The organism is Polaribacter aestuariivivens (assembly GCF_005885675.1).
GTDB lineage: Bacteria > Bacteroidota > Bacteroidia > Flavobacteriales > Flavobacteriaceae > Polaribacter > Polaribacter aestuariivivens.
In genome coordinates this window covers 571,705-596,648 of the sequence record NZ_VANR01000001.1, presented here as the reverse complement: position 1 = coordinate 596,648, position 24,944 = coordinate 571,705, and the positions used below count along the sequence as shown (strand labels likewise).

The window sequence follows — 24,944 nt, the reverse complement described above, 5'->3', positions numbered from 1 at the left end:
CTTCGGACTTTTTAAGATGTTATTTTTAAAATTAAATTTTTACAAGCACAATTTTTTCTGATTCTTTTTTAACCAGTTTTCCGTAAAAATCTTTGAGTGCACTATAATGTTGTGGAGCAACAATAGCACTGTTAAATTGTAGTACACATATGGTATTAATTTTACCAGCAGCTTCTGTAACCTGAAATTTAAAAACGCCTAAATTTTCTGGTAAACCTATTGCTAAACTTTCTGGTAAATTTTCTGCTTTATACCCTTTTGGAAGTTTTATGGAAACTACGTTTTTAATAGACCAAGGAGAAGTGAAATCTACAGGAAATTTACGCTCTTCTAATTTAAAAGGATTTTTATGTTGAGATAAGAACAGTAGAGGTTCTATGTAAAGTTTTCCATTAATACTCTCAATTAAATCTTCACTACTAAATTTTACGTTTCTAATAACTGGTTTTTCAACAGCTTTTTTATTTACCAGTTTAAAATCTTCAATTTCGATGTTAGATTTTTCTTCTAAATTGGTAATTATATCTTCTTCATTTAAATGATTGTGATTTCTTCTATATGTTAACGCATCTAAATTAAAAAACTTAGTTCTTAAAAGTCCTTTTACTTTTAAATCATCAGAAATATTAATCATAATATTGTTTTCTTGCGCTGCTGTAGTAGATGAAGTTAATCTTATCCAAGATGAATTTCCATTTTTTGAAATTCTTCTACCATTCCAATTTAAAGTTCTTCTTGGTAAAATATTTGGTGAACTAAAAGGTTCAGTTGCATCTAATAACATAAAACCACCAGCAGAAAATTCTACCAAAGAAATTACATAATTAAAACCATCTATTGTTGGGAAAAACGGAACTCCATTTGTTCTTGTACTTACTAAAACAGGATCTGCGTTTAAGTTTGCAGAACGTAACATTGCTGTTAACATTAAATTGATATCTGCTACATTTCCTACTCTTTCTTTATAAGCTTTTCTAACTCCATTGTCTGAGTAAATTCCATAATATCCATTCCATTTAATTTGATTTTTTACAAATTTGAAGATTGAAATAACTTTGTCTGAATCTGTTTTTGCAGTTGCTAAAATTGTTTCTAAATCATCTTTATAATAACTAGATTTGCTTAACTCTCCTCCAAAGCTGCTTCTCTTGTATATTTTTTTACTTACATTTTCCCAAGTATTGGAAAAACTTTCAATACCTCCTCCAATACTTAATAGATTTGTTTGCGTAAGTTCAAAACTCATTCCTCCTCTGTAGTTTTTTACACTACTTATGTAAGGCTCGTTATCTTTTAAAGCAGGTATATTTGTGTCATTAAATTCATATACATTTATTCTGTATCCTGTATTTCCTATCCTACCTGACTTAGAATCTGTTTCCATTTTTATATGATGGTATCCAATACTTTTTTTATTAAACACATAATACTCTGGAATTTCTACTTGAGAATGTAGCTTTTTTACAGGAATACCAAATTGAAGTTCTAAATCGTCTATACTAGTTGCGTAAGGAGATATTACTTTATAACGCAATTCTATTACGACACCTTCTTTAATATTTGGCATTGTAATTTTTTTTACGCTATTAAACTTACTTAATTTATCTTTAAAAATACTTTTGCTAGATAATTTCTCTTTTTTTACTTTACCATTTTCTAAATAAAATGTGTATCCTTTAATAGAACTAACAGTCTCACTTTCTCCACTATCTGGATTATAATAAACGACAGATTTTGTTGCAAAATCGAAACCTTCTTTTGTGTAAATTTTTATTCTTTCGTGAAAATCTGTAACCAATTGAAAATTGCCACTGCTTACTGAAAAATCGAAATATGTTCTTCTACTTTTATAAAGATAAGCAGCATCTGCAGTAGAATCTAAAGGATAAAAATTTTCTGTTAGTTCTTCTTTTGATACTTTTCCAAATTTGTAATCTTGTGCTAATATTACAATTTGATTCATTAAAAACAGTGTGAAAATAATCTTTTTCATTTTTATTTATTTTGGGGTTATTACGATTCTTATATTTTCATATTTTGCAATACTTCGTCTAAAGCTTCTGTACAATTCGTAGTCTTCTTTAGGATACACACCTTCTTTTATTGATATCGTTCTGTGATAGCTAAATGAGGAGTTATCTATTTTAGAAATATTTACTTTATAGTTTCCGAATTTTGATGTGATTACTTTTTCTGGAGGTAACGATTGTAAATTATAACCTTCAGGAATTGTTATGGTAAAAGTATCTTCATCTTTATATCCACGATATATTTTTAAGGGAAGTTTTCTTTTTCTGTATCTTTTTGGTACATAACTGTTTCTTCCAAAAACATTTACTCTAAAAATATATTCGGTATCGTTTATTGTTGCGTAGTTTTTTATTGAAGCTTCAATTTCTTCAGTAAAAACAACATCAGTTTTGTTGTTAGTTAATTTTGCTGATTCAATTTCTAAGTTGTTATTATAACTCCAATCATTTGTTTTGTAGCTTTTGTAAAGCTCTTCATCTGTATAACCTTCGTAACCAGATTTATCATCATATTGTAAACCTTTGGAAACTCTTTTTAAAGTTGCTTTTAATGAACCATCTTTTCTTAATTTGATTTCACCAACAGTGGTTTGTAAGTTTTTTTTATCTTTATAAGTTGATGTTCTTTTAATAACACCACCTTCTGGAGTTACGACTAAAACATTTCTATCGTCTGTAAAATCACCCAGAAAACCAAAAGGTATGGTTTGGCTTGTGCATTCTAACCAAATATCATTACCCTCATTTGGTATGTTTAAAATTACGTGATTACCTTGCATGGAAGAAAAATCTTTATCAATATCACGTTTTTCATCTGCATAAACAACTGTATAATATGCTGTAACTCCTACAGCTTTTAATAAAGCTTTTGTATAATTTGTTAGTCCTTTACAATCTCCATAACCAACTTTATCTACTTCGTTTGCAGCAATAGGTTCCCAACCACCAATACCAACTTGTACGCTAATGTATCGCGTTTTGTCTTGCATGAATTTGTAAACGATTTTTGCTTTTTCTATCGGGTTTTCAACTCCTTGAACTAGTGATTTTACTTTGGCAATGGTACTTGGGTTTAAAACATCTCTTCCGTTTAAAAGTTTTGTATTCATCCATAAACCAAACTCTTTCCAATTTTTATATTCACCAGTAACTCCTTTTAAAGCAAATTTGTTTAACGTAATTACTGCTTTTGGTAAAATTTCTCTGTAATGAACTGTTGAGTTTTCGTATTTATAGGCTGGTTGATTTTTTATAGAGTAGGTAATTTCAGTTTCAGATTCTTTAGTTTCTATAGGAAAACCCTTAAAGTTTGTTTTTTTGAATCTCCAAGGAATTTTGTTTGGGTTGTTGATTTTATAAGTACTATTTTCTACAGCAACAAAATATCCATTTACAGGTAACCACAAAGGAATAAAACCTGTTGTAGAAGTTTTGTACTCAGATTCGAAAACCAAAGTGTACGGGTATGAAATGGGTGTGTAATTAACGTATTTAACTCTAGAGTCAGAATATAAAGTACCTCCATCTACAGCACTTACATCTTCAAAATGACGTTCTTTATATCTTTTTATTTCTTTTCCAAAAGCATCATAAATTGTAGCAGATAAATCTGTAATTTTCGTATCTTCATCATAAGCTTCTGCTATTCTTGCATCTACGTTTCCTAGTTTGTTTAAAACAGTTACAACTTCTCTTTTTTTAACAATCATTTTGTCAAAATCATCGATAGTAATTTCTATAGATGCGTTTCTAACAACAGCATTTGCATTTTCTTTTAATTTGGAAGGTATTAGAATTGAAGGTAAAATATCGTCTTGACTGAAAGTAATGTCAACAGAAAATAGTAAAAATAATAATACAACTAATTTGAGGGGAAAATGTTTCTTTATCATGCAAAAATGTATAGCAGCTCAAATATAAAAAAAAAGCTCAAAAAAAATAATTTTTTTGAGCTTTTGTGAATCTTTAAAAAGATATTAGGTTGCTATTTATTTTGTTTTTACGGTAAAAGAAATTTCCATTAAATCGTCAATAAACTTATCTTTTAAGTTGTCGAAAAATTTCTTAGAACCATATTTTACATTAAAATCTGCTCTATCAATTGTGAAAGTTTCGCTTTTAAAAGTAGTTGTATCTCCTTCTGTTGATAACATTGCTGGAATTGTGATGCTTTTTGTAACGTCTTTAATTGTTAAATTACCAGTTACGTGAATATTGTCATCTTTTTCTTCAACACTTGTAATTACAAATTTTGAAGTTGGGTAAGTTTCAACATCGAAAAAATCTGCTGATGTTAAGTGACCTACTAATTTTGCATTTCCTTCTTTATCTTGTGGAATGTCTAAGTTTTTAATTGAAGACATGTCAACCACAAATTCACCACCTGTTAAGTTTCCATCTTCAACAATTAAAGTTCCTTCTTTTAACATAATTGTTCCATTGTGAGCTCCTGTTGGCTTTGTACCTTTCCAAGTAATTACAGAGTTTTCAACGTCAACATTATTTAAATCAGCAACTTCTTCAACAATTACTTCTTCTTTAGTTTCTACTTTTTCTTTCTTTTCGCCTTTACATCCTGTTAAAATAGATGCTACAACTACTAATGATAAAATTATTTTTTTCATGTTATTTTAATTAATTGATTATTGGAATTATTTTCCGTGGCAAATATACAATGAATTTATTTCCCTTGGAAACTATTTTTTACTTTTTTAAGATAAAATTAACTACATGTGCTGCTGCTTGTAGTCCAAAAGCTGCAGGCATATAGCTTATAGTACCATAATAAGATTTTTTGTAATTGGTACCATCTGTAATTTTTACACTTTTAGAGATTTGAACTTCTTCTGAATACACTGCTTTTACACCCTTATCTACTTTACGATCTTTTAAGCGTTTTCTTAAAACTCTTGCCATCGTGCAATTTTTAGTTTTAGAAATGTCTTTTACTTTAATTTTGGTAGCATCTAATTTACCTCCTGCACCCATTGAAGAAATAATTTTCACCTTTTTTCTTCTCGCTGCAACAATTAAATTTATTTTAGGTGTAATACTATCTATACAATCTAAAACATAATCAAATTTATTTGTTACTATTTCGTATGCTCTCTCTGGTGATAAGAATTCGGTTAGCATTGTTAATTCAATTTCACTGTTTATTTCTTTAATTCTGCTTGCTAAAACTTCAGTTTTTAGTTTTCCAATAGTTGAATCTAATGCTGGTAATTGCCTGTTTTTATTGGTTTCATCAAAAACGTCACCATCAACAATAGTCATTTTGCCAACACCTGCTCTAGCTATAAATTCTGCAGCATAACTACCAACACCACCCAAACCGACTATTAAAATATTGGCTTTTTTTAATTTTTCTAAACCTTCTTTTTGTACTAATAGTTCTGTACGTTCTAACCAACTCATGTGTTAAATATTTTTTTAAAATTATTTTTAATTTTTTGTTGAAGTTCTTCCATTTCAATATGTTTTATAATTGAAGTTTTCTGATAAATTGTTTCAATATCAACTTCGGAATCGTCTGTTTCTAAAAAAAAATTATCTATAGAAATTTCTTCCACTACTTTTTGTAATTTTTCATTTTTAATGATTGCTTCTCCAAAGGATATCAGTATGTTATTTTTTATGAAGTTATCTGCAATTTGAAAATTTTTATTAAACCCATGAACAATCCAAGTTTGTTTTGGTTTGAGTTCTTTTTTTATCTCAATAATTTCTTGAAACGCTTTAACACAATGAATTATTAATGGTTTTTTGTGTTTTTCTGATACTTGAATTTGTTTGATAAATACTTCCTTCTGAAGCTTAAAATCAATTTCTATCAACTTATCTAAACCACATTCACCTAATGCGTAACAGTTTTCGTGTATTATTTTGTTTTCAATGATGTGTAGTTCTTCATCAATACTATTTTTATTGATAAACCAAGGATGAATACCGATTGAAAAAGGGTGAGAAAAGTTTTGCGAATTTGGATATTTATTTTCAATTGAAAATACGTTTTTACTAGCAATTTTTTTGTGTGTATGGATGTTTATAAAATCCAAACTCATTATTCTTTATTTTTTGAATCGATAATGATTGTAACAGGACCATCATTTAACAATTCCACTTTCATATCTGCACCAAATGTACCAGTTTGCACTTTTTTATTCAGTTCTTTTTCCAATGTTTTTATAAAATCTTCGTACAAAGGAATTGCTATTTCTGGTTTTGCAGCTTTAATGTAGCTAGGTCTGTTGCCTTTTTTTGTAGCTGCATGTAATGTAAATTGACTTACTACAATTGCTTCACCATTAATGTTTAATAATGAATTGTTCATTACATTGTTTTCATCATTAAAAATGCGGAGGTTTGCAATTTTTCTTACCAAAAAATCAATATCTTCTTGGGTATCTTCAGGTACGATTCCAAGTAAAATTAAAAGTCCTGCTTCAATTTCGGCAACTTTATTTTTATGGATAGTTACGCTTGCTTTTGAAACTCTTTGAATTACAGTTTTCATGGTTTTTTAATTGTCGTCTTCATTCCAAATATCTGTTCTAAAATGTTCAGTTTCTTCTTCTCCTTCTATAATTTGAAGATAACTTTTGTAGCGCGACCAAGATACTTTTTCATCTTCTAAGGCTTCTTTAACAGCACAATGTGGTTCTTTTAAATGTAAACAATTATTGAATTTACAATCTTGCTTCAAAGCAAAAAATTCTGGAAAATAATCTCCTAGTTCATATTTATCAATATCTACCACACCAAAACCTTTAATTCCTGGAGTGTCTATAATTTTGGCGTTAAAACTTAGGTCGAACATTTCTGCAAATGTGGTTGTGTGCTGACCTTGTTTGTGTTGGTCTGAAATTTCTTTAGTTTTTAGCTCCAAAACTGGTTCTATTGCATTTACCAAAGTAGATTTTCCAACACCAGAATGACCAACAAACATAGAGGTTTTACCTACCATTAAATGTTTTACTTTATCAATATTAATGTTTTGGGTTGCAGAAACCTCAATACATTTGTAACCAATGGCTGTATAAATATCTTTTAAATACATAATTTCTGCTCTTTCTTCAATTTCATAAGAATCTATTTTGTTAAAAACCAAAACAGTATCTATTCTATATGCTCTTGTAGAAACTAAAAAACGATCTATAAAAGTGGTAAATGTTGGTGGGTTGTTTATTGTAATTAACAGAAAAACCTGATCTATATTTGCTGCTATAATATGTGTTTGTTTGGAAAGATTTACAGATTTACGAACAATAAAATTATCTCTATCTAAAATAGTTTTAATAACTCCAGTTTCTTCATCTCCCTTTTTTTCAATATCAAATACTACTTTATCACCAACAGCAATTGGGTTGGTACTTTTAATACCTTTTATTCTAAACTTTCCTTTAATTCTACATTCGTAAAATTTTCCATTATCAGCTTTTATGTGATACCAACTACCTGTGGATTTGTAAACGATTCCTACCATTAATACAAAGATGCAGAATTAATATTGAATTAAGAAAAATAGGGTAAAAATTGCCATAAATTTTAAACTTTAGGAAATTTATATATAACAAAAAACCTTTTAAGCTCTAACTTAAAAGGTTTTTATCATTTTTTATAATATAAGCTGATTATGCGTTTAACGGTTTTCCATCCCAAGCCGCTTTTGCAGCTTCTTTCACTGCTTCTGAATATGTTGGGTGACCATGACAAATTCTTGCTAAATCTTCAGCAGATGCTCTGTATTCCATTGCTACAGCAGCTTCCATAATTAAGTCAGCAACTCTTGCGCCAACCATATGAACTCCTAAAATTTCATCGGTATTTTTATCTGCTAACACTTTTACAAAACCATCAATATCTCCACTTGCACGAGATCTACCTAAAGCTCTCATCGAAAATTTACCAGCTTTATAATCAACTTTTGCTTCCTTTAATTCATCTTCAGTTTTACCAACTGCAGCAACTTCTGGCCAGGTGTAAACAATACCAGGAATTAAATTATAGTCAATATGAGGTTTTTCGCCAGCTAAATATTCAGCAACAACAACACCTTCTTCTTCTGCTTTGTGTGCTAACATTGCACCTTTTACAACATCGCCAATTGCGTAAATATTATTAATATTGGTTTGTAAATGATCGTTTACAGAAACTTGTCCGCGCTCATTTACTTCCACACCAACTTTTTCTAAACCTAAACCTTCTGTATATGCTTTTCTACCAACAGAAACCAAGCAATAATCTCCAGAAAATTCAATTTCTCTATCTTTTTTATCAGTTGCTTTTACGGTAATTGTATCGCCATTTCTTTCAACAGCGCTTACTTTATGACTTGTAGCAAACTTAACACCTTGTTTCTTTAAAACTTTTTGTAATTCTTTAGAAACATCAGCATCCATTCCTGGTACAATCTTATCCATATATTCAATTACAGTAACATTTGCACCCAATCTTTTGTATACAGAACCTAATTCTAAACCAATTACACCACCACCAATTACCAATAAATCTTTAGGAATTTCCGATAATTTTAAAGCCTCTGAAGAAGTAATAATTCTTTCTTTATCGATATTAATAAAAGGTAAAGAAGATGGTTTTGAGCCAGTTGCAATAATAATATTTGTACCTTCTATTGTTTCTGAAGAACCATTATTTTTCGTGATTTTCACATGTGTTTTATCTTCAAAAGAACCTAAACCTTCAAAAACATCAATATTGTTTTTGTCCATTAAGTATTTGATTCCTCCAGTAGTTGTTTCTACTACTTTTGCTTTTCTCTCTATCATTTTTCCGAAATCTATTTTCGGAGTTTCTACTGTAATTCCATGCTCTTCAAAATGATTTACAGCATCGTAATAATGATGTGAAGAATCTAACAATGCTTTTGAAGGAATACAACCCACATTTAAACAAGTTCCACCTAAAGTTGCATATTTTTCTATAATTGCGACTTTTTTACCAAGTTGAGAAGCTCTAACTGCAGCAATATATCCTCCAGGACCAGAACCAATTACAATAATATCGTATTTCATAAGTACCTTTATTTTTACTTTTTGATAACCTTTCGGTTCAAATTTTAAATATAGTTGACAAAAATACGGATATTTTTACAGAATAAAGTGAGAATTACGTAGTTTTACCACCATAAATTATCTTAATATTTTACCAATGAAAATTCTTAAAAAAGTACTTTTAGTTTTACTTGTAATATTTATAATCGCTCAGTTTTTTGGACCAGAAAAAAATGATGGAGATTTAGCTTCTGTATCTACTTTTCTTGCAGAAACAAATCCGCCAGAAGATGTAAAGAAAATATTAGAAACTACTTGTTTCGATTGTCATAGCAACAAAACAGTGTATCCTTGGTACGATAAAATTACACCAGTAAATTATTGGTTGGCAGACCATATTAAAGATGGTAAAAAGCATTTGAATTTTTCTGAGTGGAGTAAATATTCTCTAAAAAGAAAAGAGCATAAAATGGACGAATTACATGAGGAAGTAGAAAAAGGAGAAATGCCTTTAGAGTCTTACACATACACACATTCTAATGCGAATTTAACGCCAGAACAAATTGCTGCAGTTGTTGCTTGGGGTAAAAAAGTACAGGCAGATTATAAACTTCAAATGCAAGCTGAATAATTGCAAAAAAAATCGTTATTAATAATTGGTTATGTTTGGGTAGAACCCAATTCTTCTGCTGCAGGAAAGAGAATGTTGCAGTTAATCCATCAGTTTTTAGAACGAGATTATAAAATTACCTTTGCTTCGCCTTCAATCAAAAACGAAAAGGCAATCGATTTAAAAACTTTGGAAATTGACGAAGTTTCTATTGAATTAAATAATGTTTCTTTCGACATTTTTGTAAAAGATTTGCAACCAGAAATTGTATTGTTCGATCGTTTTATGATGGAAGAACAATTTGGTTGGCGAGTTGCAGAAAACTGCCCAAAAGGAATTCGAATTTTAGATACAGAAGATTTACACTGTTTGCGCAAAACAAGAGAAGTCTGTTTAAAAAAGAACATAGATTTTTCTATTGATGAACTGCTGAGACAAGACATTACAAAAAGAGAAATTGCTTCTATTTTAAGATGCGATTTGTCTTTAATAATTTCTAATTTTGAAATGGAGTTATTGAAAAACACTTTCAAAATTGATGAATCTATTCTAATATATTTACCTTTTCTTTTTGATGAAATAGATAAAACTCATCAACTTAAATGGAAAAATTTTGAAAAAAGAGAGCACTTTATTTTTATTGGAAACTTCTTTCATAAACCAAATGTAGATGCTGTTTTAACTTTGAAAAATAAAGTTTGGAATAAGGTTAGAAAGCAATTGCCAAAAGCAGAACTTCATATTTATGGTGCTTATGTAACTCAGCAAATAGAACAGCTACACAATAAAAAAGAAGGTTTTATTATTAAAGGTTTTGTTGAAGATGCCAATGAAGTTGTTGGCAATGCAAAAGTGGTTTTAGCACCTATAAATTTTGGGGCAGGAATTAAAGGAAAGTTAACAGAAGCTATGCTTTGTGGAACGCCAAGTGTAACCACTTCAATTGGAGTAGAAGGAATGAGTGAAGATTTGTATTGGAATGGTTTTGTTGAAGATGATTTTATTGAATTTTCTAAAAAAGCAATTATATTATATTTAGAGAAAAAAACTTGGGAAATTGCTCAAAATAACGGAGTAAACATTATCAACAATATTTACAGCAAAGAAAAAAACGGACACTTATTTTTCAATAAAATAGAAAAAATTCAATATCATTTAGAAAATCATAGAACGAATAATTTTATGGGAAGCTTGTTGCAGTATCAAACCTTACAAGCTACAAAATATATGAGTAAATGGATTGAGGCGAAAAATAAAAAGTAATATAAAACTGCCTACTAAAGACTATAAACTTATTTCAAAGGAACATAATCTAAAGGTAGCGTATTTGCAAATTTTTCATAAGACCAGTATCCTTCGTAAAAAACTGCTAACGGATTTATTAATAATCCATTTTTATCTAAATAAATAGGTTTTTTAACGGGAATTATTGAAGAGGTTTGTGGCAATGCTTTTCTTATTTTGCTAAAAGCATTTCTAAGAATATACCCTTTTTCTTCGAGCTCTTTGGTATAAACTATACTAAGGTTGTTTTCGAAAATTAGCTTATAAACACCATTTTCTTTAGTAATAATTTTATTTATTGGCGCTTTAGATTCGTATAAATAATCAATAAATTTTGGCAAGCGTACTTTTCTTAAAACTAATAAAGCAGAATCTATAGCAGATTTTGGTTTTTCAATTTTAGCTGAAAAATTAATTACTGAGCGATTTAATTTTACGAGTTCCCTCGCTTTTTTAATTTCTTCTTCGCTAGGTCTTTCTGGGTTTGGTACTCTTTTAAACAAATTAATGATAAAACCATCTACATAAGAAGTTCCTTTTAATAAAGATTGATAAAAATGAATGGAAGAACCATTATATGCCTTGAGCCTGTTTTTTTTCCATTTTCGTTGCTTTCTTTTACTTCCTTTTAAATTTTCGTAGCGAGAATAGCCTAAATAGGTTACATATTTTTTATTGATAATAAAACTTTCTAAATCGTATGTGATTTTGTAGCCTAAATCTTTGTGTTTAATTTGTAGTGGCTTTCTAGCAAAAGCAGTTAAAATATTATTTTTTGCATCAAACTCGAAATGTAATACTTTTGGATTCAATATTTTACAATTTTCAGCCAATGTTGTTTGTCCAATAAATTCTCTTTTAAAGTTTTTGAGATTGTATTTCCATTCATCATCATATTTTGTTTTTCCAATAAAAATTTCATTTAACGTATTTTCTGCTTCTACTAAAGTGAAAGAAAGAGGTTTTTTATAAGTTGATGTATTTAAATTGTAATTGATGGTTTTATAACCTAAAAAAGAAATGATTAACTCATGTTTGCCTTCTTTTACTTTTAATGAAAAAACACCTTTTGCATTTGTTGTAGTGCCAACCATGGTATTATTTAAATACACTGCAGCACCTTCTAAAGGATTGTTTTTTTCGAAAACAGTTCCTGTAATTATAGTTTGCCCTATAATACAGTTAGAAATGAGCAAAAAGAACCATAGAAATTGGTATTTCATGTTTTTAAAAAGTTTCTTATGATAATAAAAATAACCTCAAAAGAAGTATTAGATTAAACCTGCTCTTTTTAAAAGTGCCTCTGGTTTGGGTTCTTTTCCTCGAAAACGTTTGTACAAAATCATTGGCTTTTCTGTTCCTCCTTTTGAAAGTACGTTTTCTTTGAATTTAGAAGCAACTTCTTTATTAAATATTCCTTTTTCTAAAAAGTATTCAAAAGCATCTGCATCTAAAACTTCTGCCCATTTGTAAGAATAATAACCAGCAGAATATCCACCTTGAAAAATATGAGAAAAAGCAGTACTCATTACATTTTCTGCAACATCTGGATATAGTTTTGTATCTGTAAAAGCTTCGTTTTCAAAATCTTTTACGCTTTTAATTTCTGAAGGATTTTGAGAATGCCAACTCATGTCTAACAAACCAAAACTTAATTGACGTAATGTTTGCATTCCTTCATGAAAACTAGCAGATTCTTTAATTTTCTCTACGTATTTCATTGGAATAATTTCTCCAGTTTTGTAATGTTTCGCAAACAATTCTAACGCTTCTTTTTCGTAACACCAGTTTTCTAAAACCTGACTTGGTAATTCCACAAAATCCCAAGAAACTGAAGTTCCAGACAAACTATTGTAAGTTGTATTGGCTAACATTCCGTGTAAAGCGTGACCGAACTCGTGAAACAAAGTTGTAACTTCATTAAAAGTTAAAAGTGATGGTTTTGTAGGTGTTGGTTTTGTGAAATTACAAACAATAGAAACGTGTGGTCTTTCGTTTATTCCGTTTTTAATTTGTTGTGGTTTGTAGCTTGTCATCCACGCGCCATTACGTTTTCCTTTTCTCGGATGAAAATCGGCATAAAAAACCGCTATAAAATTACCATTAGTGTCAGTTACATTGTAAGTTTTTACGTCTTCATGATATTTGTCAATGTTCGCAACTTCTTCAAATTTTAAGTCATACAAGCGATTTGCAATTTCAAAAACACCATCAATTACATTTTCTAATTTAAAATAGGGTTTTAAAATTTCTTGATCTAAATCAAAAATTTCTTTTTTTAATTTTTCTGAATAATATGCTCCATCCCATTTTTGAAGTTGATCTATTCCGTCTAATTTTTTAGCGTATTTTTCTAAATTTTTAAATTCTTTTTTAGCAGCAGGTTTTGCTTTTTCCAATAATTCATTCGAAAAATCAATCACTTTTTCTGGAGTTTCTGCCATACGTTCTTCTAAAACAAAATGAGCATGTGTTTTATATCCTAATAAATTAGCTCTTTTGTGACGTAAACGTACAATGTCTAAAACAATTTGTTCGTTGTTGTTTTTATTTTTTTGAAAACCTTTTTTACCTGCAGCAATGGCTAGTTTTTTACGCAATTCTCTATTGTCTGCATATGTCATAAAAGGAATGTAACTTGGGTAATCTAACGTGAAAATCCAACCTTTTTTCCCTTTTTCATTGGCCAATTGTTTTGCAGCTTCTTTTGCAGATTCTGGTAAACCTGAAACATCTTTCTCATTGGTTAAGTGCATTTCAAAAGCATTGGTTTCTGCCAAAACATTTTCACCAAATTGTAGAGATAGTTTAGATAGTTGTGTATCTATTTTTCTTAATTCACTTTTATCTTCTTCATTTAAATTTGCTCCATTTCTTGCAAAACCTTTGTATTGTTTTTCCAGTAACATTTCTTGTTCTGGAGTTAAGGCTAATTTTTCTTTACTATTAAAAACTTCTTTTACTTTTTTAAATAAAGCTTCATTTAAAGTAATGTCATTTCTAAATTCACTTAACCAAGGAGAAACTTCTTGTGCTATTTTTTGAATCTTGTCATTCGTTTCAGCGGAATTTAAATTAAAAAAAATACTGGTAATTCTGTTTAATTTTTCGCCTGTGAAATCTAAAGCAACTGTAGTGTTTTCGAAAGTTGGACTTTCTGAATTTTCTACAATTGTTTGTATTTCCTCTTTTGCAATTTCTATGGCTTTTTTTATAGCTGGTTTGTAATGACTTGTTTCAATTTTTGAAAAAGGAGCTGTATTAAATTCTTGTAAAAGTGGGTTCATAAAAATCGTAAATTATCTAATTTTAAAGGGTTTATTTGTTTTAAAAACTATTTTTTACTCTTTTTGAAGCTTGCTCAACTTTTATTTTTAAGCCTTCTTTGTAAGCGATAATTTTATCTAACACACATTTGTCTGAAGCTCCAATTATTTGTGCAGCCAAAATACCTGCGTTTTTTGCGCCATCTAAGGCAACAGTAGCAACTGGAACGCCACCTGGCATTTGTAAAATTGATAATACAGAATCCCAACCATCAATAGAATTTCTACTTTTTACAGGAACACCAATAATTGGTAAAGGACTCATAGAAGCTACCATTCCTGGTAAATGTGCAGCACCTCCAGCACCAGCAATAATTACTTTTATGCCTCGTAAATGTGCATTTTTAGAATATTCAACTAATTTTTCTGGAGTTCTGTGAGCAGAAACAATATCTACTTCAATTTGAATGTCAAAACTTTCTAAAATGTCTATTGCTTCTTGCATTATTGGAAGATCTGAATCGCTTCCCATTATTATACCTACCATAATTATTTACTTATTACTCTAATTGTTTCTTTTACTTTTTGTGCAATTTCTCTTGCTTTTTCTATGTTTTCATCAACAATAGTTACATGACCCATTTTCCTGAAAGGGCGTGTTTCTTTTTTTCCATATATATGAGGTGTCACTCCATCAATTTTTAAAATTTCTTCGATATTTTCGTAAACAACTTCTCCAGAAAAACCTTCAGCACCTACTAAATTTACCATAATTCCTGCAACTTTACTTTCTGTATTTCCTAAAGGAAGATTTAAAATACTTCTTAAATGTTGTTCAAATTGGTTGGTGTAACTTGCTTCAATTGAATAATGTCCAGAATTATGAGGTCTTGGAGCAACTTCGTTTACTAAAATTTTATCATCTGTAGTTTGAAACATTTCTACAGCTAACAAACCAATAAAGTCTAATTCGCTAACTACTTTTAAAGCTAATTCGCGTGCTTTTTCTGCAACTTTAAAATCTATTCTTGCAGGACAAATAACATATTCTACTTGGTTAGCTTCTGGATGAAATTCCATTTCTACAACAGGATATGTTGTAGTTTTACCATTGGCATTTCTTGCAACAATTACAGCTAACTCGTTTTTAAAAGGAATGAGTTTTTCGGTTATACACTCTACATTTGGTAATGATTTTAAGTCTTCAAAATTTCTAACAATTTTTACCCCATTTCCATCATAACCAAAACGTGCAGCTTTCCACACGAAAGGAAAATTAATAATATTATTTTCGTAAGAATGTTTTAATTCTTCTAAGTATGCGTAGTGAGAAAATTCAGCTGTAGGAATTTGATGATCTACATAAAAATTTTTCTGTCTTGCTTTACTTTGAATAGTGCGTAAATGTTTTGGTTTCGGATAAATAGTTAAACCTTCGTCTTCTAATTTATCTAACGCATCTAAATTTACATTTTCAATTTCTATGGTTAATAAATCAACTGTTTTTCCGAAGTTGTAAACTGCATCAAAATCTAATAAATCTCCAACAACAAACTTGTTGCAAATTGCTGCACAAGGTGCATTTTTGTTATTGTCTAAAATAGATGTATGGATGTCAAATTTTTGAGTTTCTGCCAAAAGCATTCTTCCTAGTTGTCCACCACCAAGAACGCCTAATTTAAAATCTGAAGAGAAATAGTTTTTCACGTGTAAAATTGTTGTTTTAGCAAAAATACACAACTCAAATCACATTCGCTAAAAATTACTGATTCGAATTACAGAACCAATTTTTGTAACACGATATTCTCTTGCAGGACATTCTGCTCCATCTGTTTGCGGAGAACCACCAAAATGTACGCTGTATTCACTCTCATCACAACTACATTTTAAAACCAATCCTCTTTCAAAAGTCATAGGTGAGTTGCAATCTGTATTTGGGCAAATTTTATCAAAAGCAACAAAAGTGTTTCCATTTACATTAAATAATAAAATACCTTTTGCACCACCAGTAAGATTTGCAAAACCACCAGGAGTTTGTGCATTAATTAACTGCGGATTATTTAAATCGGTAGTAATATTTACCGGAAAACTTTGCAAACAATTAGCCAATTGTGAGTTTTCAGAGCAATTTAATAATGCTAAAAATGAGATATAAAAAATTATTTTTTTAAACATATAATTTTGTTGATACTTTAAAAACGATGGCAAGTTACAAATATTTTGTACATTTGTTATAATCTCATTCCTGTGAAGGTAATGGGATTTTTAAATTTAACCCAAGAAGGGTAATTGTTAGAAAAAGTTATTGAATTTTAAAATAAAATACCATGAGTGAAATATCATATTATTCTCCTGAAGGACTAAAAAAACTAAAGGAAGAACTGGTTCATTTAGAACAGGTAGAAAGACCAAGGGTTACACAAGAAATTGCAGATGCTAGAGATAAAGGTGATTTGAGTGAAAATGCAGAGTATCATGCAGCAAAAGAAGAACAATCGCATTTAGAATTTAAGATTGCAAAATTAAAAAATGTAATATCTAACGCACGTATTTTAGATGAAAGTCAATTAGATACCTCTAAGATTTTAATTCACTCTAACGTAGTAATAAAAAATACTACAAATGGAATGGAGTTTAAATACAGGTTGGTTGCAGATTCTGAAACTGATGTTAGAAATGGAAAATTATCAGTAAACTCCCCAATAGGAAAGGGCTTGTTAGGTAAAAAAGTAGGCGAAATTGCAGAAATACAAGTTCCAAGTGGAATTATGAAATTTGAAATTGTAGAAATTTCGAGATAATGAATTAGACAACTTGGAAACTAAATTTTATAAAATCGGATTTTGAGCACATCAAAATCCGATTTCTTTTTATCTTAGTACTCAAACTAAAAACGAACATCTAAAAAATTACGCATGAGCATATTTACAAAAATAATTACTGGGGAAATTCCAAGTTATAAAGTTGCAGAAAATAACGATTTTTTTGCTTTTTTAGATATCAACCCAAATGCAAAAGGACACACGTTAGTAGTTCCAAAAAAGGAAGAAAATAAAATTTTTGATTTATCTAAAGATGAGTATAAAAACCTAATGGATTTCTCTTACGATGTTGCAAAAGCTATTGAAAAGGCGATTCCTTGTAAAAGAGTTGGAATGAGTGTAATTGGTTTGGAAGTACCTCATGTGCATGTGCATTTAATTCCTTTAAATGAAATGGCAGATATCCAATTTGCTAAAAAAGTAAAGTTAACCGAAAGTGAGTTTGTAAATTTGGCAAAAGCAATAGCTGATAAATTCGAGTAATTTGAATTTCATATGTATCAGAAACTAAATAGCACTAAACCTTATCCAACAAAATTTGAAAAGTAGTTCCTTTTCCAATTTCTGATTTTTGCACAAATATTTTTCCTTTGTGATAATCTTCTACAATTCGTTTAGAAAGTGATAAACCCAAGCCCCAACCTCTTTTTTTAGTAGTAAAACCAGGTTTAAAAATTTGTTTGAATAATTTTTTTGGCATACCTTTTCCTGTATCAGAAAAAGTAATTTTTATTTTTTTTGGTAACTCTGCTATTTTTATATGTAAAGAACCTTCTTTTTGCATTGCATCTATGGCATTTTTAATGAGATTTTCTATTACCCAGCCAAACAATTCTGTATTTAAATTTGCGTATAATTTTTCATCTGAGGTAGCAAATGAAAAAGTTATTTGTTTCGAACTTCGAGATTCTAAATAATCATACGCAGTTTTGGTAACTGCAACAATGTTTTGTTTTTTTAATTCTGGAATGGAGCCAATTTTAGAAAATCTGTTTGCAATAGTATTTAACCTATTTACATCTTTCTCAATTTCTTCCACATATTTATCATCAATTTTTTCCATCTTTAAAATGGCAATCCAACCTAATAAAGAAGACAAAGGAGTACCTATTTGATGTGCAGTTTCCTTTGCCATTCCTGTCCATAACTTATTGGTTTCAGAAGCTTTATTAGAGCTGTAAAACAAGTAAATTACACTTAAAAATAAAATAAGAATTAAAATTAAAGCTAAAGGATAATAGGTGAGTTTGTTTAACAAATCAGAGTCTCTGTAATAAACTTTATTTGTTTTATTTTCTGAAAAGTTTATAACAATAGGATTGTTTTCACTCTTCATTTTTTCTAATTGTTCTTTGAGATACTCAGGATTTTGTGCCTTTATAGAATCTAAATTTTGCCAAGAAGAAATTTCTTCATTTTCATCAACCAAAATTGAAGGAATATTTGTGTTGTTTTCAATAATCATTCCTTCAATAAAAAAATTGTCATTTAAATTGGGGTTTGTAGCAAATTCTTTAATTGCAGCCCCAAAAATTTCCATTTTAGAGCGTTCTTCTTGTTTAAAATTTTGAAAAAATATATAAGTATTCCATAATATTAATGAAACGATCACCAAAGAAACTAAAACAGCAATTCTTTTAAATAAAAGTGTGTTTGTTAGAAAATTCATAAAAACAAATATAAAGGTTTCCACTATATAACTCATTTGTATTTTTGATAGTATCTTTACAAGACAAAATATTTTACAATGCTTACAATAGATCCTAAAGAAATTTCTACCGGAAAATTACATGGTTATTTATTAGGTGCAGTTGCACCAAGACCCATTGCATTTGCAAGTACAATTGATGTGGATGGAAACCCAAATTTATCGCCATTTAGCTTTTTTAATGTATTTGGTTCAAACCCACCAATAATGATATTTTCGCCAGCAAGAAGAGTTCGTGACAATACTACAAAACATACCTTAGAAAATGCAATGGCAACAAAAGAAGTAGTTATAAATGTGGTAAATTATGATATTGTTCAACAAATGTCTTTAAGCTCTACAGAATATCCTCAAGGTGTAAATGAGTTTGAAAAAGCTGGTTTTACAATGCTAAAATCAGATACTATAAAACCTTTTAGAGTGGCAGAATCTCCTGTGCAATTTGAGTGTAAAGTAAATGATGTTATTTTTACTGGAGATGAAGGTGGAGCAGGAAATTTAATTGTATGTGAGGTTTTAAAAATTCACATTGCTGAAAATGTTTTGGATGAAAGTGGAGCTATAGATCAGCATAAGATAGATTTGGTTGCTAGAGCAGGAGGTAGTTATTATTCCAGAGCAAGAGATGGTTTTTTTGAAATTCCAAAACCAGTATCAACCTTAGGAATTGGTGTAGATTCAATTTCTTCGGAAATTAGAAACAGTACTATTTTAACAGGAAATAATTTAGGAATGTTAGGAAACATTGAAGAACTTCCAAATAAAGAAACTGTTGATAACTTTGCAAAAGAACATCCGCAATTTATTGGGTTAGAAACCGTAAAAAAACATACATTTGCCCAAGAGTTTTTAAAAGAAAATGATGTAGAAAGTGCTTGGAAAGTGCTTTTAATTAAATAGTTAAGTGTTATATTATGGAAGTTATTGGTAAAATAAAGTTAATTGGAGACGTTCAAACTTTTGGTTCTAACGGTTTTAGAAAAAGAGAATTAGTAGTTACTACTGATGAGCAATACCCACAAATGATTATGATTGAATTTGTACAAGACAAATGCGATTTATTAAATAATTATAGTGTTGGACAAGATGTAAAAGTGTCTATTAACTTACGTGGTAGAGAGTGGATTAATCCTCAAGGAGAAGCAAAATACTTTAATTCTGTACAAGGTTGGAGAATTGAAAACTTGTCACAAGGTGCAACAAATCAAGGTAATTTACCTCCAGTAGATCAATTTAAAGAAGCAAGTAGTGTTTCTGATGAAGAGCCAGATGATTTACCATTTTAGTAAATAATTTAAACTTTCTAGAAAGTTAGTTTTTAGATAAAAATAAAAAAGAGAGCGTTTGGTTATAAACGCTCTCTTTTTTTTAATAAATTATTCTCTTTTTAAGAAAGTAAAAATATTATTTTTTAGCTTCTTTCTTTGGTAAAGGTCCTCGCATATGAATTACCAAACCATTTAAAAAGTTTCGTAAAAATTGATCTCCACATTCTACATATTTTGGATGATCTTCTGCTCTAAATATTGCACCTAATTCACCCTTGGTTACTTTAAAATCTACCAAAGCACAAATTTCAATAATATCTGTATCACGTAATTTGTGAGCAACTCTTAGTTTTTTAAAAATATCGTTATTTGTTAATCCCATAGTGCAAATGTAAGTTTTTTAGCTTTAATTTTAAGTTGGTAATAGATGTAAAATTAATCTACTACTTGAAAAATAGCCCAAGCATACGCTGCAAATCTCGCAAAACGAAACAAGCCAAAAAATACCACATTTTTAAAAGGATACTTAATCATACCAGCAGCTAAACAAGCAATGGAAAAAGGCAATGGTAATAAAGCACCTACTAGAATTAAAAAACCTCCCCATTTGCGAGTGTTTTTTAAATTGGCAGCCATTTTTACCTCTAAATACTCTTTTACAGATTTAATTTTTAAAGCAGTTTGCCCAATAAAATAAGACACCAAGCCACCAGCATATGAAAGTGTTGCTAAAAGTGATAAATTTAAAATAGGGTTTTCTGTTTTTCCAGACCAAGCTATAAATATTTCTGGCGGAATTAAACCCAACAATGTTTCAGAAATAAAGAAAGTGATTAATATACCAGTTTTAGAAAAAGTTTCGGTTATTGTTTCTAAACCCTCATTAATATCATACACATATTTATTAAAAAGAAATACAGCTACAACTACTAAAACTATTGGTAAAAATGCTTTTTTTACACTTTCCCAAACAAATACATAAAAGCCAGTTCTACCATAATAATTATGGAGTCTTTTACCTATAAAAGCTGTTTTTTTCTTTTTTCTTTTTCTCTTTTTTTCCAATTAAAAAACTGTTTTTGTGAATTTACAAAAATAGCACAAATTATAGATAAAAGATAACAGATTTTTAGATTAACGATTTTTTAAGAAAACAGTAAATTTGCTATAAATTATTTCTTTTTTATGATTTGGCTTTCTGATAAAATTGAATTTCCTGATTACAAATATACTTCTGAACACGGTATTATAGCCTTGGGTGGAGATTTATCTGAAAAAAGATTAATTCATGCTTATAAAAACGGAATTTTTCCTTGGTTTTCTGAAGATGATCCTATTGTGTGGTATTGTCCGTTTGAAAGAATGGTGTTGTTTCCAGATGAAATAAAAGTATCTAAATCGATGCGAAAAATCATAAATAAAAATGAATTTACAATTACTGAAAACACAGCTTTTAAAGAGGTAATTTACAACTGTAAAAATATTGAAAGAAAAGATGGTTTTGGCACTTGGATTACAGATGATATGGAGCAAGCTTACATTAACTTACATAAAAAAGGAATTGCAAAATCTATTGAAGTTTGGCAAAACTTGGACTGCACTCAATCTGAAAGAAAGTTAGTTGGCGGTTTATATGGTTTGGAAATTAATAATATTTTTTGTGGTGAAAGTATGTTTAGTAAAGTATCAAACGCATCTAAACTAGCGTTTATACATTTAGCTAAAAATAAAAATTACAAATTAATAGATTGTCAGGTTTATAATGAACACTTAGCAAGTTTAGGTGCAAGAGAAGTAGATAGAGATTTGTTTTTGGAGATATTAAAAGGGTAGTTTTTTTATCGTTTATATATATATTGTTTTTTAGGTTTGGATACAAACCAAACAAAAACTACCATTTTCAAAAGGAAATGGTAGTTAATAATTAATTTAAAATACAATTTTTTAAATTTTTCGAAGAAAAATATCGCCACTAATGGTATTTAATTTTAAAGAAGAAGTTCCTTTATTAATGGTGGCAACAATTTTAGATCCGTAGCCACTTTTTTTGTTTTTATCAAAATCAATTTCTAAATCAGAATAAATAGCACCACTTAAAGTTTTTGCTTCAAATTTTGCGTCAGAAACATAAATATCTATATCACCACTAATGGTTTTTAAATACATGTTTTTAGAGTGTTTTTTTACTGTAATGTTACCACTAATTAAATCTAAATTTAATTGACCCACATAATTTTGTGCTTCCACACTTCCAGAAATACTTTTTATTTTTAATTCCATGTTTTTTGGAACGTAAATCACATAATTTACAATGTTAGAGTGTTGATGTTTGTGGCAATCATCTTCATCTTCTTTGTCTTTTTCATTTTCTTCATCTTTTTTGTGCGAATGAGAATAATAACTTCTGTATTTTTTAAAATAATCTCCATAATCTGAACTTATTTTATATTTCTCGCCAATTTTATCGGCTTTAAAATTAAAATAATCATTGTGTTTATTGTCATCTATATTTACAGTTGCTTCTACAGATATTTCATTTTTATTCCAATTTTTTACAACAATATTGTTGGCAAATTTTAGATTCACATAAACGTTTTTAATGTTTTCGCTTTTTGTGTTTTCTGTTACTTTTTTTTGTGCTGTTAGGTTGTTAAAAGTAAATAACAATCCTATGAATAAGAGTAAACTTTTCATTTTTAGTGATTTAAATTTTGTGAATTATTTTAAGTTGTCATTTCTAATAAAACAATGTGGAGTCTAAAACCTTAAACTGTTAAAACTGTTTTTTGAGATTTCTCCACAAGGTTAAAATGACATGATTACTTTTTTCTTAAGTAAATATTACCCATTGAAGATTTAATATAAATTTTTACACCTCCATTATTTAACTTACTATTAATGGTTTTTCTACCACTTACATTTGGCATTCCTTTTTTGGTAGGTATGTCAAAATCAAAATTTGTGTAAACTGTTCCTTGTGTTCTTAACTCTATATCTGCTTTAGTGTCTGCAGGTAATGCAACATCAATTTCAGAAACTGAAGAGCTAATAGTTATAGGTGAAGTTTGGCTTACTTTATCAAAATCAATATCAATTTTTCCAACACTTGTATTTGCTGTAATTGGGCCAGTTACGTTTTTCATTTCTATACGACCTACATTCGTAGCAACTTCAACTTCGCCAGTGAAACCTTCTAAAGAAATTGATCCTAAAGTACCTGCATTTGCTGATATATTCATAGTTTTTGGCAGAACTAGCTTAATGCCATGTCTTTGGTAAGTAGATTTTAAATCTGTAACATACAATACATTTCCTTCTTTTGTAATGGAAAAACCAAAACCATCTGTATTGTCTTTTCCTCCAGGATAAATGGCAGTTAACCCTTTTCTTTTATCTTCTTTTAATTTTTCTTTATGCTCATCTCTTTCATATGTTTTATGGTTGTTGGCATTGTCTGAAAGTACTAACTCTGTTGTGTTTCCAGCTGTTAACACAATTCTTGTTCCACTTTCTAATACTATTTTCTTAATGCCAGATAAAGAGTATTTGAATTCTTTTTTTTGAGCGGATACAATACTTGTAACAAATAATAATAGGATTAATATTTTTTTCATGATTTCTTAATTTTATAATAAACTTGGTAAATTTAATTCGACTTGTTGTTTTACATACTGAGGTGTTTCCTCGTTTTCTAATAATTTTTTCATTGATTCTATGGCTCTTTTTTCTTGAATTTTAGCTAAAATTTGAATCAATTCTATTTGAACAGTAGTGTTTTTATCTGTTTCTAAAGCTTTAATTAAGGCATCTCTTACGATAATTTCTGATGAAAATTTTGCCAATGTTTCTGCTGCAGCTGAACGTACATTTGCATTTTTATCAAAAAATAAACGGTTTATTAATGCTTCAATTATTTTGGTGTCTTTTTTAGTAAATTCTTCTGCGTTTGTAACAGCTAAAATTCTTTTACTTGCAGAAGTGTTTTCTAAAAGTGCCAAAACTTGTTCTTTATGTTCATTTTTTACACTTGCTATTTTGGTAATGTTAGATTGATGTTTGCCAAACAAAAAAGCGCCGATAACAATAACAATACTTGCAGCTACTTTTAAGTAAGATTTCCAATCTTGTTGTGGTTTTAATGGTATTACTTTTGGTGATGCATTTGCCATTTCACTGGCCAGCATCTTATTAAAATTGTCACGTAAGTTATTAGAAGGTATTTCTGTTTTTTGGTTGTCTAGAATATTTAAAAACGATTTTACATCTTCTAACTCTTTGTTACAATTCGTACAAGATTTTAGGTGTTCTTTTACTTCAGAATTTGCAACTTCTGATAAAGAATTTTCTAAAAATCCTATAAGTTTATTTTGAATGTGATTACATTTCATATGTTATGCTTGAAAATAAATTTCTTTTAATTTTTTTAATGCCCTATGTGTTTTAACTTTTACAGCATTTTCGCTACTACCTATAATTTGAGCAATTTGCTCATATTTTATTTCTTGAAAACGATGCATTACAATTAACTCTCTTTCAGATCTTTTGAGCTTTAATAATGCTTTTTGTAAATGATCTAATTCTTCTTGTTTGCTTTCGGAAACTGTTGTTTCTTCAGAAGCTAATAAATCGTCATTTATTTCATTCGATCTTTCTTTTTTTACTCTTTGATAATAACTTGAAAAAATGTTTCTTGCAATCGTATAAATCCAAGCTGCGAAATTTCCGTTTTTATAAGATGTTTTATACTTTATTATTTTTAAAAAAACATCTTGTGTCAAATCTTCACTAACCATTTTATTATGCACCATTTTATTAAAATAGTTATAAATACGTACATGATATCTATCAAACAGAATGGATAATAATTGTAATTGTCCATCTGCAATTTGTAACATTATTTCCTCGTCAGTTAAATGTTTCAAGGGTTGGTTTTTGGTTGGTTT

Annotated in this window: 27 protein-coding genes; 7 read left to right on the top strand and 20 right to left on the bottom strand. The window is 29.1% G+C overall.

Annotated features, from left to right (window positions below; translation table 11 throughout):
* Window positions 1-31: 31 nt before the first annotated feature.
* The 8 genes from FDT66_RS02665 to lpdA all read right to left on the bottom strand — a co-directional run bounded on the left by FDT66_RS02665 (window position 32) and on the right by lpdA (window position 9,064).
* Complete coding sequence (locus FDT66_RS02665) at window positions 32-1,993, bottom strand: DUF3857 domain-containing protein (protein WP_138534598.1); 1,962 nt, start codon at window positions 1,991-1,993, stop codon at window positions 32-34.
* A gap of 6 nt (window positions 1,994-1,999) precedes the next feature.
* The gene (locus FDT66_RS02660) at window positions 2,000-3,922 is read right to left on the bottom strand and encodes a DUF3857 domain-containing protein (RefSeq protein ID WP_138534597.1); all 1,923 of its coding nucleotides are present in this window, start codon (window positions 3,920-3,922) and stop codon (window positions 2,000-2,002) included.
* 96 nt (window positions 3,923-4,018) lie between these two features.
* Window positions 4,019-4,654: a YceI family protein gene (locus FDT66_RS02655; protein ID WP_138534596.1), complete on the bottom strand. Its 636-nt coding sequence runs from the start codon at window positions 4,652-4,654 to the stop codon at window positions 4,019-4,021.
* A gap of 79 nt (window positions 4,655-4,733) precedes the next feature.
* Entirely contained in the window at window positions 4,734-5,447 is a 714-nt protein-coding gene (locus FDT66_RS02650; RefSeq protein ID WP_138534595.1) for a tRNA threonylcarbamoyladenosine dehydratase, read from the bottom strand.
* Window positions 5,444-6,094 carry a TatD family hydrolase gene (locus FDT66_RS02645; protein ID WP_138534594.1) on the bottom strand — a complete coding sequence of 217 codons (651 nt, stop codon included), beginning with the start codon at window positions 6,092-6,094 and terminating at the stop codon, window positions 5,444-5,446. The genes FDT66_RS02650 and FDT66_RS02645 overlap by 4 nt, the downstream gene beginning before the upstream one ends.
* Window positions 6,094-6,546 carry a D-aminoacyl-tRNA deacylase gene (gene dtd, locus FDT66_RS02640; protein WP_138534593.1) on the bottom strand — a complete coding sequence of 151 codons (453 nt, stop codon included), beginning with the start codon at window positions 6,544-6,546 and terminating at the stop codon, window positions 6,094-6,096. The genes FDT66_RS02645 and dtd overlap by 1 nt, the downstream gene beginning before the upstream one ends.
* Before the next feature lie 6 nt (window positions 6,547-6,552).
* Entirely contained in the window at window positions 6,553-7,515 is a 963-nt protein-coding gene (gene rsgA / locus FDT66_RS02635) for a ribosome small subunit-dependent GTPase A (RefSeq protein ID WP_138534592.1), read from the bottom strand.
* A 148-nt stretch (window positions 7,516-7,663) separates the two neighbouring features.
* Complete coding sequence (gene lpdA / locus FDT66_RS02630; RefSeq protein ID WP_138534591.1) at window positions 7,664-9,064, bottom strand: dihydrolipoyl dehydrogenase; 1,401 nt, start codon at window positions 9,062-9,064, stop codon at window positions 7,664-7,666.
* A 136-nt stretch (window positions 9,065-9,200) separates the two neighbouring features.
* Between lpdA and FDT66_RS02625 the strand changes: the two genes are divergently transcribed.
* Together FDT66_RS02625 and FDT66_RS02620 are read left to right on the top strand one after the other, a co-directional pair.
* Window positions 9,201-9,674, top strand: a complete 474-nt coding sequence (locus tag FDT66_RS02625) for a heme-binding domain-containing protein (protein WP_138534590.1) — start codon at window positions 9,201-9,203, stop codon at window positions 9,672-9,674.
* Complete coding sequence (locus FDT66_RS02620; protein ID WP_138534589.1) at window positions 9,675-10,916, top strand: glycosyltransferase; 1,242 nt, start codon at window positions 9,675-9,677, stop codon at window positions 10,914-10,916.
* Window positions 10,917-10,945: 29 nt separating this feature from the next.
* On the opposite strand, the gene FDT66_RS02615 is transcribed toward FDT66_RS02620, so the two are convergent.
* Genes FDT66_RS02615 through FDT66_RS02595 form a run of 5 tightly spaced genes read right to left on the bottom strand, consistent with a single transcriptional unit; the run spans window position 10,946 to window position 16,378 of the window.
* The gene (locus FDT66_RS02615; RefSeq protein WP_138534588.1) at window positions 10,946-12,160 is read right to left on the bottom strand and encodes a carboxypeptidase-like regulatory domain-containing protein; all 1,215 of its coding nucleotides are present in this window, start codon (window positions 12,158-12,160) and stop codon (window positions 10,946-10,948) included.
* A gap of 48 nt (window positions 12,161-12,208) precedes the next feature.
* Window positions 12,209-14,224 (bottom strand): M3 family metallopeptidase, encoded by a 2,016-nt coding sequence (locus FDT66_RS02610; RefSeq protein WP_138534587.1) that lies wholly within the window; start codon window positions 14,222-14,224, stop codon window positions 12,209-12,211.
* A 40-nt stretch (window positions 14,225-14,264) separates the two neighbouring features.
* Complete coding sequence (gene purE / locus FDT66_RS02605; protein ID WP_138534586.1) at window positions 14,265-14,750, bottom strand: 5-(carboxyamino)imidazole ribonucleotide mutase; 486 nt, start codon at window positions 14,748-14,750, stop codon at window positions 14,265-14,267.
* A 2-nt stretch (window positions 14,751-14,752) separates the two neighbouring features.
* Complete coding sequence (locus FDT66_RS02600; RefSeq protein WP_138534585.1) at window positions 14,753-15,910, bottom strand: 5-(carboxyamino)imidazole ribonucleotide synthase; 1,158 nt, start codon at window positions 15,908-15,910, stop codon at window positions 14,753-14,755.
* A 48-nt stretch (window positions 15,911-15,958) separates the two neighbouring features.
* On the bottom strand, window positions 15,959-16,378 hold the full coding sequence (locus FDT66_RS02595; protein WP_138534584.1) for a Rieske (2Fe-2S) protein: 420 nt from the start codon (window positions 16,376-16,378) through the stop codon (window positions 15,959-15,961).
* Window positions 16,379-16,530: 152 nt separating this feature from the next.
* Between FDT66_RS02595 and greA the strand changes: the two genes are divergently transcribed.
* Both greA and FDT66_RS02585 read left to right on the top strand, forming a co-directional pair.
* The gene (greA, locus tag FDT66_RS02590; protein WP_138534583.1) at window positions 16,531-17,004 is read left to right on the top strand and encodes a transcription elongation factor GreA; all 474 of its coding nucleotides are present in this window, start codon (window positions 16,531-16,533) and stop codon (window positions 17,002-17,004) included.
* 114 nt (window positions 17,005-17,118) lie between these two features.
* Entirely contained in the window at window positions 17,119-17,508 is a 390-nt protein-coding gene (locus FDT66_RS02585; RefSeq protein ID WP_138534582.1) for an HIT family protein, read from the top strand.
* A 34-nt stretch (window positions 17,509-17,542) separates the two neighbouring features.
* On the opposite strand, the gene FDT66_RS02580 is transcribed toward FDT66_RS02585, so the two are convergent.
* Window positions 17,543-18,694, bottom strand: coding sequence for a sensor histidine kinase (locus tag FDT66_RS02580; RefSeq protein ID WP_138534581.1), 1,152 nt, complete (start codon window positions 18,692-18,694; stop codon window positions 17,543-17,545).
* A gap of 78 nt (window positions 18,695-18,772) precedes the next feature.
* Between FDT66_RS02580 and FDT66_RS02575 the strand changes: the two genes are divergently transcribed.
* Window positions 18,773-19,633, top strand: coding sequence for a flavin reductase family protein (locus FDT66_RS02575; protein ID WP_138534580.1), 861 nt, complete (start codon window positions 18,773-18,775; stop codon window positions 19,631-19,633).
* Between the two features lie 14 nt (window positions 19,634-19,647).
* Window positions 19,648-20,019: a DUF3127 domain-containing protein gene (locus FDT66_RS02570; RefSeq protein WP_138534579.1), complete on the top strand. Its 372-nt coding sequence runs from the start codon at window positions 19,648-19,650 to the stop codon at window positions 20,017-20,019.
* A 118-nt stretch (window positions 20,020-20,137) separates the two neighbouring features.
* Here the strand turns inward: FDT66_RS02570 and FDT66_RS02565 are convergent, their stop codons facing one another.
* Both FDT66_RS02565 and FDT66_RS02560 read right to left on the bottom strand, forming a co-directional pair.
* On the bottom strand, window positions 20,138-20,383 hold the full coding sequence (locus FDT66_RS02565) for a DUF1456 family protein (protein ID WP_138534578.1): 246 nt from the start codon (window positions 20,381-20,383) through the stop codon (window positions 20,138-20,140).
* A gap of 53 nt (window positions 20,384-20,436) precedes the next feature.
* A complete protein-coding gene (locus FDT66_RS02560) occupies window positions 20,437-21,066 on the bottom strand; it encodes a YqaA family protein (RefSeq protein WP_138534577.1) in 630 nt (209 codons plus the stop codon).
* Window positions 21,067-21,186: 120 nt separating this feature from the next.
* On the opposite strand from FDT66_RS02560, the gene aat reads away from it, so the two are divergent.
* A complete protein-coding gene (gene aat, locus FDT66_RS02555) occupies window positions 21,187-21,834 on the top strand; it encodes a leucyl/phenylalanyl-tRNA--protein transferase (protein WP_138534576.1) in 648 nt (215 codons plus the stop codon).
* 111 nt (window positions 21,835-21,945) lie between these two features.
* Here the strand turns inward: aat and FDT66_RS02550 are convergent, their stop codons facing one another.
* From FDT66_RS02550 to FDT66_RS02535, 4 genes are all read right to left on the bottom strand, one after another.
* A complete protein-coding gene (locus tag FDT66_RS02550; protein WP_138534575.1) occupies window positions 21,946-22,695 on the bottom strand; it encodes a DUF4097 family beta strand repeat-containing protein in 750 nt (249 codons plus the stop codon).
* Window positions 22,696-22,820: 125 nt separating this feature from the next.
* Entirely contained in the window at window positions 22,821-23,615 is a 795-nt protein-coding gene (locus FDT66_RS02545) for a DUF4097 family beta strand repeat-containing protein (RefSeq protein ID WP_138534574.1), read from the bottom strand.
* Window positions 23,616-23,627: 12 nt separating this feature from the next.
* On the bottom strand, window positions 23,628-24,389 hold the full coding sequence (locus tag FDT66_RS02540) for a HEAT repeat domain-containing protein (RefSeq protein ID WP_138534712.1): 762 nt from the start codon (window positions 24,387-24,389) through the stop codon (window positions 23,628-23,630).
* A 3-nt stretch (window positions 24,390-24,392) separates the two neighbouring features.
* Window positions 24,393-24,923 (bottom strand): RNA polymerase sigma factor, encoded by a 531-nt coding sequence (locus FDT66_RS02535; RefSeq protein WP_138534573.1) that lies wholly within the window; start codon window positions 24,921-24,923, stop codon window positions 24,393-24,395.
* Window positions 24,924-24,944: the final 21 nt, after the last annotated feature.